The organism is Halobellus clavatus (genome assembly GCF_900107195.1).
In the GTDB taxonomy this organism is placed as follows: Archaea; Halobacteriota; Halobacteria; order Halobacteriales; family Haloferacaceae; genus Haloquadratum; species Haloquadratum clavatum.
The window spans coordinates 20,818-34,615 of record NZ_FNPB01000017.1 but is presented as its reverse complement, the minus strand read 5'-3'; the positions used below and the strand labels follow the sequence as shown (position 1 = coordinate 34,615).

Below are 13,798 nucleotides of genomic sequence, written 5' to 3'. Positions count from 1 at the left end.
GCCGTGTCCGCACGCGTACCCCGGTCCGACGAGTCCGCGAAGTCCTCGCCGAGCGGCGACCGCTGGATCGCTCGCTCGGCGACCGTCCGGGCGATGCTCCTCGTCGTCCTTCTCTGGAGTCTCGGCGTCGTCCCGACGTCGGTCGTCGCCGCACCGGCGGTGGCAGAGCCGACACAGCCGCCGGCGGGAGCGACGGCGAACGACACCGGCCCACGCATCGTGGCCGTCTTCCCGGACCCGGTCGCAGCCGGCGACAGCGGTGAGTACGTCGTGGTCGATACCGCGGGCACGCCGAATCTGACCTTAGCGGACGGCGAGTCGACCGTCCGGGTGCCGCCCGACGGTCGCGTGGCGGTCTCCTCGTCACCGAACGCCACGCGAGCGCTCGTCGAGACACGCGTCGTCGGCCCCGGACTCGACCTCTCGAACGCGGGCGAACGCCTGCAACTCCGCCGCGACGGGATCGTCGTCGACCGGGTTGCGTACGACCGATCGCGTGAAGGTGAGCGATTGAACGCGACGACAGAGCGATGGACACCGCGGGGGTTGCGGCCGCGATCGGTCGTGTCGACCGGGGCGTCGCCGGCGACAGTGTTCGTCCTCCCGGACGCGCCCGAGGTGGCCATCGAGACGCTCCGCGGCGCTGAGACCCGGATCCTGCTCGCGGGGTACACGTTCGCCTCGCCGCGGGCGGCAGACGCGTTGCTCGCGGCGGAACGACGCGGCGTCAGGGTTCGGGTCCTCCTCGAAGGGGGCCCGATCGGCGGGATGACGACCGCACAGCGGACGCAACTCGACCGCCTCGCCGCGGGCGGGGTCGACGTCCGGGTGATCGACGGGCCGCACGCGCGGTTCACGTACCACCACGCGAAGTACGCGGTCGTCGACGACAGGGCGCTCGTGCTGACGGAGAACTGGAAGCCCGCGGGGACCGGCGGCCGCGACAGCCGCGGCTGGGGGGTGCGCGTCGATTCGCCGCGGACCGCCGCAGCACTGGCCGACGTGTTCGCTCACGACGCCGACTGGACCGACGCGGTGCCGTGGCCCACAGCCCGGCGGAATGCGACGTTCGTCGAGGCGGGACCGGCCGCGGGCACCTACGACGGCGAGTTCGACGCGAAACGGGTCGAAACCGGACGTATCGAGGTCCTGACCGCACCGGGAAACGCCGGAACGGCCGTCCGGCAGACGATCCGCGATGCCGACGACCGGATCTGGGTACTCTCGCCACGACTGGACGTCGAGGGGCCGTACTTCGCGTCGCTAGTCGACGCCGCCCGGCGCGGGGTTCGGGTTCGGATCCTGCTCTCGAACGCCTGGTACGACGCGGAGTCGAACGGCGCGGTGGTCGAGCGGGCCGCGCGGCTTCGCGACCGCGGCCTTCCGATCGAGGCCCGGATCGCACGGCCCGCGGGCCGGTTCGGAAAGGTTCACGCCAAGGGGGCGCTCGTCGACAGCGAGACCGTCCTCGTTGGCAGCCTCAACTGGAACGAAGGCGCCGAGCGACGAAACCGCGAGGTCGTCCTCGCACTCTCCGGCCCCGAGCCGGCGGCCTATTACGGGCAGGCGTTCGACGCCGACTGGCGACGGGCCGGCGGGGCCGGGGGCACAGAACGAGGTCTCACGGACCGGCGAGTGCAGGTGACGATGGGCCTCGGCGCGCTCGCGGCGCTGGCGCTCGCGGGGTTCGTCCTGCGGCGGGTGATAGCATTCGAATGAATCAGAACCGGCCAGTAGCTGCTCGCAGCGGACGGATGACCGTCCGTCTCAGGCCTCGGTGTCGACGATCGCCTGCGAGGAGAGTTCCTCGTCGAGTTCGGCGTCGGCCATCTTGTCGACGAGGCTGTCGATGACTTCGGCTCGCATACCCTTCACGAACTTGATCGAGCCGACGACGAGGTGGCCGCCGCCGGAGACGCCGCCGCCGACGACCTCCTCGTTCAGTTCCTCGACCATCCGGGGGATGTCGAGACGGACGCCGTCCGAGCGGAGCACCGCGAAGTCCGGGCCGTAGCCGATGGTGATAACCGCTTCGCCGTGCTCTTCGACCTTCCGGTCGTGGAGTTTGCCCGTGGTTTTGCCCGGTGCGGGGTACGTGAAGCGGTGGGCCCACTCGTCGAGGTCAGCGGTGTAGAGGTGGGCGTCCGAATCGAGTCGCTCGTGTTCGAGGTGGGGCGCGGCGGCGTCCATCTGCCGCTCGACGTCGCGCTCGGCCCGAGTCGCGAGGAAGTCGACGAGTTCCCGGTGGCGCTCCTCGTCGTCACAGCCGACGTTCAGGACGTCGTTGACGAGCGACTGCCCGTCGTTGTAGCGCAGCCAGTGGGCGGCGTAGTCGAGCGCTTCACCGACGTCGAGCAGGCGCTCGCGGTCGTAGCCCTCCTCCTCGGCGAGTGCGATGAAGTCCGCCATCTCGTCGGCCTTCGACCGATCGGCGAGTCCGGCGGCGGCGGGGACGTGTCGGAGTTCCGAGGTGAGATCGGGGTCGATCATCCGCGCGAGTTCGACGCACATCATCCCGGTCGTGATCCGGTAGTCCTCGTCGTAGAGGTAGGGGTTGACGTGGGCGTCCAGTAGGTCCTCGACGGCCTCTGGGTCGGGGTGGTGATGGTCGACCACGGCGATCGGCACGTCGTAGTGCGCGAGGTTCTCGTAGGCCGGCACGTCCTCCTCCGTCGAGCCGTTGTCGAGCATCAGGAGGAAGGGGAGCCGCTGGCCGTGCCGCGAGCGGCCCTCCAGCGCGAAGTTCAGGTCGCGCGTGACGTCTTCCATCTCGTAGAACGGTGCCTTCGAGGGAAGGCGCTTGATCAGGTGTCGCGGCGCGTCGGCGTCGTCGTGGACGGATTCGATGAAGTTCTCCAGCGCCAGTTGGACGGGCACCGAGGCGCACATTCCGTCACCGTCGGCGTGGTGACGGACGCGGATCGGCCGTCCTTCGAGGACGGTCCGTCGGAGGAGGTGAGCCAGATCGCGGAGGTCGTCACGGAGCTTCTCGAAGGCGGGCCACTCGACGAGCGGGTCGACGTCGTCGGGTTCGGCGCGCTGCTCGAACGCCTCGTCGAGTCGCTCACGGGCCTCGGCCATCGCCTCGTCGTCGAGCCGCGTCATCGAATCGACTTCGAGTTGCAGCGCGCCCTCGTGGGATTCGACGGTTCCGCCGATCCGGACGACGTCGTCGAGGTCGATCGACGGGAAGGCGCGGACGCCCGCCTCGCGGAACGCCGCCGCGGAGACGATCCCCGTCTCGTCGGCGATTCGGAAGACGGTCGGCCCGCCGGTCTGTTTGATCTGTGCAACCTGTCCCTCGATGTGGACCTCCTCGCCCGCCGACAGCCCTGCGATCGGGGTCAGGTCGGGTTCGTGGTCGACGACGACCGTCTGATAGGACGACTCCCGGAAGACGTCGAAGGCGAGGTCGCCGTTCTCTTTGATCGCCTCGAGGGCCACAGTCAGCCGGTCGCCGACTTCGTAGGAGCGATCGAGGTTGGACTCGTGGACCAGCCCCGACACCTCGTCGGAGATGTCGACGAAGATACCGTACTCGACGACACCGTTGACGACGGCGTGATAGCGGTCGCCTTCGGAGACGTCTTCGAGCGTGCAGTTCGGTGCGAGATCGTAGACGACAGGACGCGAGTCACCCTCCGAATTCGGAGCGGACTCGCCGCCGGAATCTCCGGCGTTATCGGCAGTCATACTGTTGGACAATGGCGGCCCGCGGTTAAGACTTTACAATCCAGCGTCGGCGCGGCGGCCCCTGACGCGGCGATCGACCCGGAGGCCGCTGGGCAGAATTCGGCGCACTCCGCGGCAGAGCACGCGGCCGCGACGCAGATGATCGGAACGCTTAGAAGGCGACGAACCACAGAATCGCGTATGCGACTCTTCCGGTCGAGCGAGATCATCGGCATCGCAGCCGACGCGCTCGACTTCGCGCGGGAGGCCGCGAGCGAGACGCACCCGGACGAGTATATGGGGTTCCTCCGCGGCGAACCCGCACGCAACTTCGATCTCGACCGCTCGGGGACGCTGATCACCGAGGTGTTGATCGTCCCGGGGACCCGCTCGGATCCGACGAGCGCGACCGTCGACAGCAATATGATCCCGAACGATCGCCACTCGGTCGGGTCGATCCACTCGCACCCGAACGGTGTCCTCCGCCCGAGCGACGCCGACCTCGACACCTTCGGGCAGGGTCGGGTCCACATCATCCTCGGTCATCCATACGGATCGACCGACTGGCGGGCCTTCGACCAGAACGGCGACACCCGCACGCTCGACGTCGTCGACGTCGACCTGCAGGATCCCGAGGAGTTCTTCGACTTCACCGAGGACGACCTCGACATCGATTACACCGACGGCAGCTACTCGGACACTAGCGGGTGGTTCCGATGACCCGACGCGTCGTCGCGCAGGGAACGTTCGATCTCATCCACCCCGGTCACGTCCACTATCTCTCGGAGGCGGCGGCGATGGGTGACGAGCTCCACGTCATCGTCGCCAGGCGGGAAAACGTCACGCACAAGGAACCACCCGTGCTGCCGGACCGACAGCGACGTGACGTGGTCGACGCGCTCGGGGTCGTGACCGAAGCCCACCTCGGTCACCGCGAGGACATCTTCGTCCCGATCGAGCGGATCGATCCGGACCTCATCGTCCTCGGTCACGACCAACACCACGACGCCGACGGCATCCGGGACGCGCTCGCCGCCCGGGGCATCGAGTGCGAAGTCGAGCGCGCGTCCGCCCGCGACCCCCGGTACGCGGGCGAACTGCTCTCGACCGGACGAATCGTCGAGCGGATTCTGGACGCGAGGGCCGACGAGTAGGCTCGAACCGGTGAGGACGTTCACCGGTCGCGACAGCGAATTTTCGACAGTGACGACAGAAGGGCGGAACGCGCGGACTCGTTACTCGTCGCTACTCTGCTGGTCGTCGAGCCACTGCTGGTACTCCTCCTGGGAGACGACCTCGACGGAGAAGTACATCTGCGAGTGGGCGACGCCGCAGTACTCCGTACAGTAGCCCTGATAGGTGCCAGTCTCGTAGGCGACGGTCCTGATCGAGTTGACCTGTCCGGGCATCGCGTCCTGTTTGAGTCCCAGATCGGGTGCGTGGAAGCCGTGTATCACGTCACGTGAGGTGACCCGGATCTCTATCGGACGGTCGACCGGGACGACGATTTCGGTGCCGGTCGTGAAGTTCCCGTCCTCGGGGTAGGACATCTCCCAGCCCCACTGGTAGGCCTCCGCGCGGACGACGACGGGGTCGCCCTCGACGGGTTCGCCGGCGGCGTTCTCCGCCTGCGGCTGGTAGGAAACGCTCTGGTCGGCGAGGACGCCGTAGGAGGCGACGCCGACGAACAGCAGCACGATTGCCGTGGCGATCGTCCAGGTGATCTCCAGGCGTCGATTCTCCTGCGTCGGCGACGCCTCGTCGTTGTTCCGGAACTTCACCACCGTGTAAATGAGGATTCCCTCGACGAGGATCGTGATCGGGATGGCGACGTACAGCAGCTTCCCGTTCAGTCCGTTGATGAGGGCCTCGCTGGCGGACGACTGCGCGGCCACGGGATCCGCGAACAGCCCCATCACCACCATCGTGAGGAGTGAAACGAGTGCCAAACGCGTCTTTCGCATCGATTCGGGCTTAGGAAGAGCCACGTAAATAGTTGCTGACTTCAGCCACCCCCAATTCGGGGGCCGAATGAGCGAAAGCGGGGCCCATAAATACGGGCATTCCTAAGTTCGCGTAGGTGACTCTCGTGGCACCGAGTGCAACGCATACCAGATTTCACAGCCTGCTCGCGGCGACAGCTATCGGCGTCTACTTCCTCCTCCTCGTCGGCGCGACGACTGCGCTGACTGACGCCGCAGCGGCGTGTGCGGCCTGGCCCGTCTGCGGCGACGGATGGACGATACCGACATCGGCCGCTGGATGGCTGGCGATCGGCCACCGCATCGCGGCGGTCGGGGTGGGCGTGCTCGGTGTGCTGACGCTGTTCGCTGGGGTGCGCGCCGGTGTCGACCGGCGGGTACTGGCGCCGATGCTCCTCGCGAGCGTGCTCTACCCCGTGCAGGCCGCACTTGGCGCTATCGTCGCGGTCGGGGGTGCGAGCGAAACGCTCTCGGCCGTCCACCTGACGGTCGGACTGGGCATCTTCGCGTCGCTCGTCGCGTCGCTGGCGTGGTCGCTCGAGCGAGAGACGGGCGATCCCAGCGAGGAGTCGGTCGACGACGTCGACCTTTCACCGCCCGTCGAAACCGACTACGAGCCAGACATCCCGACCGAGCCACGGGCACGACTGCTGGCGACTGTCAAGGCGTACGTCCGGTTGACGAAGCCGCGGCTGATGTGGCTCCTGTGTCTCGTCGCCGCCGCGGGAATGGCGCTCGCGGCGACGACTGCCGGGGGCCTGACGATCGAAATCGTCCTCGCGACGCTCGGCGGGGGCGTCCTCTCGATCGGCGCGTCCGGAACGTTCAATCACGTACTCGAGCGCGACATCGACCGTCGGATGCAGCGGACCAGCGATCGGCCGCTCGCGACCGACCTCGTGCCCGTCCGCAACGCGCTCGCGTTCGGATTCGCCTTGGCCGTGGCGTCGGTGGCGCTGTTCGCGTGGGTGAACGCCCTCGCGGCCGTCCTGGGCGTGGCCGCGATCGTCTTCTACAGCGTCGTCTACACCCTCCTCCTGAAGCCGAACACCGTACAGAACACCGTGATCGGCGGGGCGGCGGGCGCGCTCCCGGCACTCATCGGCTGGGTGGCGGTGACCGGCGAGATCGGACTCGGCGGACTCGCGCTGGCGACGATCATCTTCCTGTGGACGCCGGCACACTTCTACAACCTCGCGCTGGCGTACAAAGACGACTACGAACGCGGCGGCTTCCCGATGATGCCGGTCGTCCGCGGCGAGACGGAGACCCGAAAGCACGTGTTGTACTACCTCGCGGCGACCCTCGTCGCCGCCGGAGCGCTGGCGGCGATGGAGACGCTCGGGGTCGTGTACGCGCTCACGAGCGCCGTCTTCGGGGCGGCGTTCCTCTACTTCGCCGTCCGACTGCACTACGAACAAACCGAGTCGGCCGCGCTCCGCTCGTTCCACGCGTCGAACGCGTATCTCGGAGCGTTACTCCTGGCCCTCGTGGTCGACGCTCTGGTCGTCTGAAAATGGCGCTCGCAAAGGCCGCGTCCCGCGTGCCGACCCGCAACGTCCTCCACGCAGCGCTGCTCGGAAACAGCCTCGCAATCCTCGGAGCGGTGTATATGCTCGCAGCGGGGATCACGGTCATCCAGCCGCGGTACACGATCTACGGGCTTTCGTGGGTGTTCGTCGGCCTCCTGGTTCTCTGGAAAGTCCAGCCGCGACCGACCGACGAGCGGACCCGGCGGCGCGCGATCGCGATCGCGGGCGTCTACTTCGTCGCACTTGCGGCCGCCGGTGGGGTCGTCGTCACGGCGATGCGTCCTGGCGCGGGCGAATTCGGCCTCCGACTCGCGACGCTCGCCGCCGGATGGGGACCCGCGCCGATCGTGTCGACGCCGTGGGCCGCGCTGGTGTTGATGCCGGCCCGGATCGTCGGCTACCTGGCGCTCGCGTATCTGGTGTACGCGACCGTGATCGACGCCGCCGGCGCGGCGGTGTCGGGCGTGGTCGGCCTCTTCTCCTGTGTCTCGTGTTCGTGGCCGATCGTCGCCTCGGTGCTGTCGGGCGTCCTCGGCGGAGGATCGGCCGTCGCCGCGGCGGCGTTCGACTTCTCGTACGACATCTCCACCGTCGTGTTCCTCCTGACGGTCGCGCTGCTCTACTGGCGGCCGGTCGTCGGCGGACGGTTGGGTCGCTCGGCGAGCGAAGAATGACGGTGGCGTGCCGCGCTCAGGCGAATCCGACCGGTTTCGGATCCCCGTCGGCGCGGTGATCGACTGGAGTGCGGTCCTCGGCGGTCGCGTCGTCCGCAGCGGCGTCTGTGACGCCGTCGGGGTCAGCGGGGGTCGGTGACTCCTCGACTGGGTCGCGGCCGTCACGCTCGGCATCGTGCCCCTGCTCGACCAGCGCCGCTCGCCGCTGTGAGTGGTAGCACATACCAATCTGGAACATTGGTACCAAGTGACATAAATCTACCTCGTGGCGACCGCACCCCGCGACGGGCTTAACACGCCACGGCGTCGAACGCAGAGCGATGACGGCAATCGAGATCGAGTACTGCGTGCCGTGTGGGTTCCTGGAGCGGGCCGAAGAGATCCAGCACGCGCTGTTGGACCAGTTCGGTGATCGACTGGATCGGGTCGCACTCGTGACCGGCGATCACGGCGTCTTGACTGTCGCCGTCGACGGCGACGTGATCTGGGATAAGGCCGAAGACGACTACGACGTGGACGCGATCACGCGGCGCGTTCGCGACGCGATCTGAGGAGCGACCGCCGACTGCCGATTTATCGATGCCCCCACCGCCGGCCGTCCTCGTCGTAGCGGGCGTCGAAGATCCGCTCCCACTGTGACTGCGAAAGGTCGACGTCGGTCGCACCGACGTTTTCGTCGAGTTGCTCGACGGTCCGCGCGCCGACGATCGGCACCACGGTCGCGTCGGGAAAGTCCATCAGCCAGCGGAGCGCGACCTGCGCGGGCGAGGCGTCGACCTCGTCCGCGACGGCGCGGACGGCGTCGAGCACGTGCCAGCCGCGCTCTGAGAGGTAGAAACGATCGAACCGGTCGTCGATAGAGCCACGCGAGCCGTCGGGCGCGACGACCGCCGTGGGGTCCTCGGGGTCTGCGCGCTCGTACTTGCCGGTGAGAAAGCCTCCGGCCAGCGGGGAGTACGGACAGACCGCCAGCCCCTGGTCACTGCAGACGTCGAGGTACTCCTCGACGTCCTCGTAGTAGCCCGCGTGGAACAGCGGCTGGGTGACCTCGAAGCGCTCCCAGTCGTTGACGTCCGACGCCCACAACGCCTTGGTGAGTTGCCAGGCCGCCATCGTCGACGCACCGAGGTAGTTGATCGTTCCCTCCGCCACGAGCCGATCGAGCGTCGAGAGCGTCTCCGTGATCGGCGTCTCATCGTCCCACCGATGGATGTAGTACAGATCCAAGTAGTCGGTGCCCAGCCGGTCTAAGGTCCCCTCGATCTGCTCGCGGATGTGCGTGCGAGAGAGTCCCGAGCCGTTCGGGTCCTCTGGGTCGAACTCGAAGTACACTTTCGAGGCCAAGACGAACTCCGAGCGGTCTCGCTCGGCGAGCCAGTCACCGATCCACGACTCGCTGCGACCGCTGGGCGTCCCGTAGACGTTCGCGGTGTCGATGAAGTTCCCGCCGCGGTCGGCGAAGGCGTCGAGGAGTTCGTGCGCCTCGTCTTTCGGCGTCTCGACGACGCCGTTCGTCTCGCGGCCGAAGCGCCACGTACCGAGACAGAGCTCCGACACCGAGGTCCCCGTCGATCCGAGCCGCCGATAGGACAGGTCGCTACTCATAGGCGAGGCAACATTCCGCGGGATGAAAAGCGTGCGTGTCGGGTGGTCTCGGCGTCGTTACTCGATCGGTTCGAACCGGAAGCCGTCCCACTCCTGGCTCGCGGGTTCACGGATCCCCGCCTCGGGGTCCCGCAGTTCCTCGCAGTACACCGGCCGGACGTCGTCGCCGATGTCGATCGTCTCGCTCGCGACCTGCCCGATGGCGCGGACGGGTTCGCCCTCGACGTCGAACTCGACGATGGCGATCGTGTTCGGTTCGCGGACGCCCGGGGGCGTCGCCGTGGACGTGGTCCAGGTGACGACCTCGGCGGTGTACTCGCTGAGATCGACCGTCTCGGTCGGTTCCTGCCCACCCGGCCCGTACGGATGGCCGGGGTAGGTGATGCTCCCGTCGGGGTAGCGGTACGCTTCCATCACGGGGGCGCCGTCGGTGTCGTCGGCGTCCTCACCGCCGTTCGTGTCGTGTTCGTCGGTCATTGTCGTCCCTCCAGAATCGCCGTCGTCACGCAGTTCCCGAACCCGCCGACGTTGCAGGCGAGGCCGGTCTCGGCGTCGACCTGGCGCGGCCCCGCGTCGCCGAGGACCTGTTTGTAGATCTCGTACACCTGCGCCACCCCCGACGCGCCGAGGGGATGGCCCTTCGATTTCAATCCGCCGGAGGTGTTGATCGGGAGTTCGCCGTCCCGGTCGGTGACGCCCTCCTCGACGGCCTTCCAGCCTTCGCCCTTCTCGAAGAAGCCGAGATCCTCCGACTGGAGGAATTCGAGGATGGTGAACATATCGTGGAGTTCCGCCACGTCGATGTCGTCGGGGCCGACGTCGGCCATCTCGTAGGCCACCTCCGCGGAGTTGACGACGCCGCCCATCGTCGTCGGATCAGCGCGCTCGTGGACGACGTGGGTGTCTGTCGCGCCACCGATGCCCGTGATCACGGCGTAGTCGTCCGCATACTCGCGGGCGACCGACTCCGGGCAGAGCAAGAGCGCCGCCGAGCCGTCCGTAATCGGGCAGAAGTCATACAGCCGAAGCGGGTCGGCCACGATCGGCGAGTCGAGCACCGTGTCGAGGTCGACCTCCTTGCGGAACTGCGCGTGTGGGTTGTCGATGCCGTTGCGGTGGTTCTTCACCGCGACCTTGCCGAGCGACTCCCGGGGGGCGTCGTACGTGTCCAGGTAGTGTCGCGCGGTCAACCCCGCGAACGAGGGCAGTGTCAGGCCGTGTTTGTACTCGACGGGATGCGTCAGCGACGCGATGACGTCTGTCGCCTCCGACGTCGAGCGGTGCGTCATCTTCTCGCCGCCGACGAGCAGCGTCATCTCGGAGGCTCCCGAGGCGACCGACTGCCAGGCGGCGTACACGCCAGCGCCGCCGGACGACGAGGTCTGGTCGATCCGAGCGGTGTAGGCGGGAACCGCCGAGAGGTCGTGTGCGAGTGCGTTCGGGACGCCCGTTTGCCCCTCGAACTCGCCGCTCGCCATATTCGAGACGTACAGGTGGTCGACGGCGTCAGCCGAGACCCCGGCGTCGCGGAGACAGGCGCCGCCGGCCTCCGCGAGCAGCCCGCGGATCCACTCCTCGCGCTGCCCGAACTGGGTCATCGACGCGCCGATGATTGCTACGCGCTCCATAGTCGCACACGTTCGGGCGGTGGCTTACCGGTTTCCCTTCACTCCGGCGGGCGGGTCTCGAAGCGCTTACACACCCACCAGTCCGAGATCCGGTATGGTCGCTCTCGATTCGCTGGCTCCGAAGGTGGGTGCAGTCGCCGCACTCCTCCTCGCGGGCGTCGTATTCGTGCCCGCGATAGTGATATCCGCACCGGGTAGCGGTGTCGCCCAGTACTACGCCGCCGGGCCGATCGGCGTTTCGGTCGTCGGCGTCCTCGCGCTGATCGACGTGGTGGTGTTTCTCGCCGGTGACCAGGAGCGATCGGACCCGGTGACGCTCGCGGGATTCGCGGTCGTGGCGGGGATCGCGATGCTGTTGTTCTCGGTCCTGTGGGCGATATCGATCGACACCACGCTGCTCTTTAGTTTCCCGGCGGAGTACGCCTGGATCGAGGACCACCGCTGGCTCGTCGTCACCGGCACGGCCGTCGTCACGGCCGCCGCCGGTGGCTTCGCGCGCGGCGTGATGGACTGATCCCAGCACGACACCGAACCCTGACGGTGTCCGGCGATCAGAGGGGTCACGGAGTCGAAAGCCCCTTATGTGGCCCCGGTGTATTTCGGGATGGACTAGGTCGGGCAGCTAGGCCCTGCTCGTCACCTGCAATTTGGCCTTCAGCAGGGACCGAACCCGGGGGCGTCCGGTCAGACCGACGCGGGCCCCGGAAGCCAACGTAGAAACCTCGTCCTTCGGGGACGGCGGTTCGCGGTCGCCGGCCGCAGGGTCGGTCCGCCGCGATTCGACGCCGGCAGCCCGTCAGGCGCGGAAGCGAGCAGCGGACCGGTGAACGTTCGTCGCTCGGAGGATCGCGGGGTGGAGGAGGCGACCGGGATTCCCCGTGCCGGAACGCCGGGCAATCCCGCTGTCCACCATTCATTCGACATCACATCGACGCCGAGCGCCGCGGCCGCGATGAGACGGGGCTCCCCGAACTATAATTACGCAGTCCGCGTCTGTTCTATTGTGATCGATGATGAATGAATCCGCCAGCGGAACGCTGCCACAGTGGTACCGGACCGGGATCGGTCGACCGGAGACCGCCGACGAGGTTCGTGGGTACTGGATATTCGTCCTCGGCGTGCTACTGGGTGTCGTCGGGATCGTCCTGTTCTTGCCGAGCCGGACCGCGAGTCCGCTCAGGGAGTGGGCGATCGTCCTCGCCGGATCGGGACTCGCATTAGCGCTCGCGGGCCCGGTCATCCGGCTCCCGCTGCGGAAGCGAGCCAACCGCCTCGCGTACCTCGGTCTCGTGCTCTGTCTCGTCGCAGTGTTCTGGTTCCTGTTCGTGTTCCCGGCGGGGTGGACCCGGAGTAACTGGCTCGGGATCATCGGTCTGTACGCAGTGGGGACGGCCGCAATCGCGGCCGGTGGGGTGCTCGTTCCCCTGCTGACGCCGAGCGCGACGGAGATGGCCGAGCGGGAACGCGACGAGTCGCGCGGGGAAGTCGCGGACCTTCGAGCAGCGCTCGAAGACGCCGGCGTCGACGAGGCCGAAGCGCAGGCCACGATCGATCGACTGCGCGAGCGCGAATCGGAACTGGCCGAGGAGGTCGATCGGCTCCGTGCGGACGTGGCCGTCGCCGAGGACGACGAGGCCGACCTCGCGGCGCAACTGCGGTCACTGCGGTCCAGCAGCGCCCGCTTCGAGGTCTACGAGGACGCAGGCGGGGAGTACCGCTGGCGACTCCGCCACCGGAACGGCAATCTGATCGCGAGCAGCGGTGAGGGGTACACCGCGCGCCACAACGCCCAGAAGGGAATGCAGAGCGTCCGGCGGAACGCCCTCGGGGCGGATGTGCTGTTCCTCGAGAGCGAGTCCGAACTCGCGCCGGAGGACGAGTCCTTCGAACCGGTCGAGGAGGTCGGGAGCCAGGCCGCCTTCGAACTCTATGAGGACCGCGGCGGCGAGTACCGCTGGCGGCTCAGACACGAGAACGGGAACCTGATCGCCGAGAGCAGCGAGGGATACACGCGAAAGCGCGACGCCGAGCGGGCGATGGAGCGCATCAGAGACTACGCCGGGAGCGCGGACTACCTCCGATTCGACCCGACTGCGTTCGAGACCTACCGCGACGCGGCGGGTGCCTGGCGCTGGCGGCTCGTCCACCGGAACGGCAACATCCTCGCTGACTCAGGCGAGGGGTACACCCGCAGGCGCGATGCCAGACGCGCGATCGATCGGATCCGTGAGGGGATCGAAGAGCTGTCGTTCGAGCGCTACGAGGATCGAGCGGGCGAGTCCCGGTGGCGACTCAAATCGCCGAACGGTGACATCCTCGCAGACTCCGGTCAGGGCTACGCCGACGCGCGGGGCGCAGCCGAAGCGATCGATCGAATCCGTGAGTACGCGCCGGAGGCGCGGGTACTAGACCTCGGTGAGGCCGCTTTCGAGATTTACGAGGACAAGGGTGGCAAGTACCGCTGGCGACTCCGCCACCGGAACGGCAACATCCTCGCGGATTCTGGGCAGGGGTACGCCGAGCGACGGAACGCCCGCGACGGCGTCGAGAGCGTCAAGCGAAACGCGCCGAACGCGACCCGCGACGCGGCCGCTCCGGATGCCGAGGACGACGCCGAAGCGGCCGAAGAATCGGCAGAAAGTGGGGATTCAGGTACCGACGGAGAATCAGACGGCGCGCCCGACGCCTGAGTCGGTCCCCGACGA

Annotated in this window: 14 protein-coding genes and 1 other RNA gene; 9 read left to right on the top strand and 6 right to left on the bottom strand. The window is 67.8% G+C overall.

The features are described 5' to 3' along the window. The first annotated feature begins 3 nt into the window (after positions 1 to 3). Positions 4 to 1,719 (top strand): phospholipase D-like domain-containing protein, encoded by a 1,716-nt coding sequence (locus BLU74_RS16805; protein WP_245705826.1) that lies wholly within the window; start codon positions 4 to 6, stop codon positions 1,717 to 1,719. Positions 1,720 to 1,767: 48 nt separating this feature from the next. Here the strand turns inward: BLU74_RS16805 and BLU74_RS16800 are convergent, their stop codons facing one another. Then, positions 1,768 to 3,693, bottom strand: coding sequence for a Hef-associated nuclease (locus tag BLU74_RS16800; protein WP_089769423.1), 1,926 nt, complete (start codon positions 3,691 to 3,693; stop codon positions 1,768 to 1,770). Between the two features lie 180 nt (positions 3,694 to 3,873). On the opposite strand from BLU74_RS16800, the gene BLU74_RS16795 reads away from it, so the two are divergent. Together BLU74_RS16795 and BLU74_RS16790 are read left to right on the top strand one after the other, a co-directional pair. Next, complete coding sequence (locus BLU74_RS16795; protein ID WP_089769421.1) at positions 3,874 to 4,392, top strand: Mov34/MPN/PAD-1 family protein; 519 nt, start codon at positions 3,874 to 3,876, stop codon at positions 4,390 to 4,392. Then, entirely contained in the window at positions 4,389 to 4,826 is a 438-nt protein-coding gene (locus tag BLU74_RS16790; RefSeq protein ID WP_089769419.1) for an FAD synthase family protein, read from the top strand. Before BLU74_RS16795 ends, BLU74_RS16790 begins: the two co-directional genes overlap by 4 nt. Before the next feature lie 81 nt (positions 4,827 to 4,907). On the opposite strand, the gene coxB is transcribed toward BLU74_RS16790, so the two are convergent. Further along, a complete protein-coding gene (gene coxB / locus BLU74_RS16785) occupies positions 4,908 to 5,636 on the bottom strand; it encodes a cytochrome c oxidase subunit II (protein ID WP_089769417.1) in 729 nt (242 codons plus the stop codon). A gap of 125 nt (positions 5,637 to 5,761) precedes the next feature. Between coxB and cyoE the strand changes: the two genes are divergently transcribed. Together cyoE and BLU74_RS16775 are read left to right on the top strand one after the other, a co-directional pair. Beyond that, entirely contained in the window at positions 5,762 to 7,168 is a 1,407-nt protein-coding gene (cyoE, locus tag BLU74_RS16780; protein WP_089769490.1) for a heme o synthase, read from the top strand. Between the two features lie 2 nt (positions 7,169 to 7,170). Beyond that, positions 7,171 to 7,860: a DUF7546 family protein gene (locus tag BLU74_RS16775; protein ID WP_089769415.1), complete on the top strand. Its 690-nt coding sequence runs from the start codon at positions 7,171 to 7,173 to the stop codon at positions 7,858 to 7,860. Positions 7,861 to 7,876: 16 nt separating this feature from the next. Here the strand turns inward: BLU74_RS16775 and BLU74_RS16770 are convergent, their stop codons facing one another. Beyond that, the gene (locus tag BLU74_RS16770; RefSeq protein ID WP_139175881.1) at positions 7,877 to 8,083 is read right to left on the bottom strand and encodes a hypothetical protein; all 207 of its coding nucleotides are present in this window, start codon (positions 8,081 to 8,083) and stop codon (positions 7,877 to 7,879) included. Positions 8,084 to 8,180: 97 nt separating this feature from the next. On the opposite strand from BLU74_RS16770, the gene BLU74_RS16765 reads away from it, so the two are divergent. Next, on the top strand, positions 8,181 to 8,411 hold the full coding sequence (locus BLU74_RS16765; protein WP_089769411.1) for a SelT/SelW/SelH family protein: 231 nt from the start codon (positions 8,181 to 8,183) through the stop codon (positions 8,409 to 8,411). 22 nt (positions 8,412 to 8,433) lie between these two features. On the opposite strand, the gene BLU74_RS16760 is transcribed toward BLU74_RS16765, so the two are convergent. From BLU74_RS16760 to BLU74_RS16750, 3 genes are all read right to left on the bottom strand, one after another. Next, entirely contained in the window at positions 8,434 to 9,453 is a 1,020-nt protein-coding gene (locus BLU74_RS16760; RefSeq protein ID WP_089769488.1) for an aldo/keto reductase, read from the bottom strand. 69 nt (positions 9,454 to 9,522) lie between these two features. Further along, positions 9,523 to 9,879 (bottom strand): OB-fold domain-containing protein, encoded by a 357-nt coding sequence (locus BLU74_RS16755; protein WP_089769486.1) that lies wholly within the window; start codon positions 9,877 to 9,879, stop codon positions 9,523 to 9,525. 59 nt (positions 9,880 to 9,938) lie between these two features. Continuing rightward, positions 9,939 to 11,093: a thiolase family protein gene (locus BLU74_RS16750; RefSeq protein WP_089769409.1), complete on the bottom strand. Its 1,155-nt coding sequence runs from the start codon at positions 11,091 to 11,093 to the stop codon at positions 9,939 to 9,941. Positions 11,094 to 11,187: 94 nt separating this feature from the next. Between BLU74_RS16750 and BLU74_RS16745 the strand changes: the two genes are divergently transcribed. The 3 genes from BLU74_RS16745 to BLU74_RS16735 all read left to right on the top strand — a co-directional run bounded on the left by BLU74_RS16745 (position 11,188) and on the right by BLU74_RS16735 (position 13,783). Then, positions 11,188 to 11,607: a DUF7548 family protein gene (locus BLU74_RS16745; RefSeq protein ID WP_089769408.1), complete on the top strand. Its 420-nt coding sequence runs from the start codon at positions 11,188 to 11,190 to the stop codon at positions 11,605 to 11,607. A gap of 88 nt (positions 11,608 to 11,695) precedes the next feature. Next, positions 11,696 to 12,005, top strand: an RNA gene (gene ffs, locus BLU74_RS16740) — signal recognition particle sRNA. A 98-nt stretch (positions 12,006 to 12,103) separates the two neighbouring features. Continuing rightward, positions 12,104 to 13,783, top strand: a complete 1,680-nt coding sequence (locus tag BLU74_RS16735) for an HVO_2922 family protein (RefSeq protein ID WP_089769406.1) — start codon at positions 12,104 to 12,106, stop codon at positions 13,781 to 13,783. Positions 13,784 to 13,798: the final 15 nt, after the last annotated feature.

Bases quoted from the DNA above. Each gene is read 5' to 3' on its own strand.
- BLU74_RS16750 (WP_089769409.1), bottom strand. From the start codon at position 11,093: ATGGAGCGCGTAGCAATCATCGGCGCGTCGATGACCCAGTTCGGGCAG.
- BLU74_RS16775 (WP_089769415.1), top strand. From the start codon at position 7,171: ATGGCGCTCGCAAAGGCCGCGTCCCGCGTGCCGACCCGCAACGTCCTC.
- BLU74_RS16765 (WP_089769411.1), top strand. From the start codon at position 8,181: ATGACGGCAATCGAGATCGAGTACTGCGTGCCGTGTGGGTTCCTGGAG.
- BLU74_RS16790 (WP_089769419.1), top strand. From the start codon at position 4,389: ATGACCCGACGCGTCGTCGCGCAGGGAACGTTCGATCTCATCCACCCC.
- coxB (WP_089769417.1), bottom strand. From the start codon at position 5,636: ATGCGAAAGACGCGTTTGGCACTCGTTTCACTCCTCACGATGGTGGTG.
- BLU74_RS16795 (WP_089769421.1), top strand. From the start codon at position 3,874: ATGCGACTCTTCCGGTCGAGCGAGATCATCGGCATCGCAGCCGACGCG.
- BLU74_RS16755 (WP_089769486.1), bottom strand. From the start codon at position 9,879: ATGGAAGCGTACCGCTACCCCGACGGGAGCATCACCTACCCCGGCCAT.
- BLU74_RS16745 (WP_089769408.1), top strand. From the start codon at position 11,188: ATGGTCGCTCTCGATTCGCTGGCTCCGAAGGTGGGTGCAGTCGCCGCA.
- BLU74_RS16770 (WP_139175881.1), bottom strand. From the start codon at position 8,083: ATGTGCTACCACTCACAGCGGCGAGCGGCGCTGGTCGAGCAGGGGCAC.
- BLU74_RS16800 (WP_089769423.1), bottom strand. From the start codon at position 3,693: ATGACTGCCGATAACGCCGGAGATTCCGGCGGCGAGTCCGCTCCGAAT.
- BLU74_RS16735 (WP_089769406.1), top strand. From the start codon at position 12,104: ATGATGAATGAATCCGCCAGCGGAACGCTGCCACAGTGGTACCGGACC.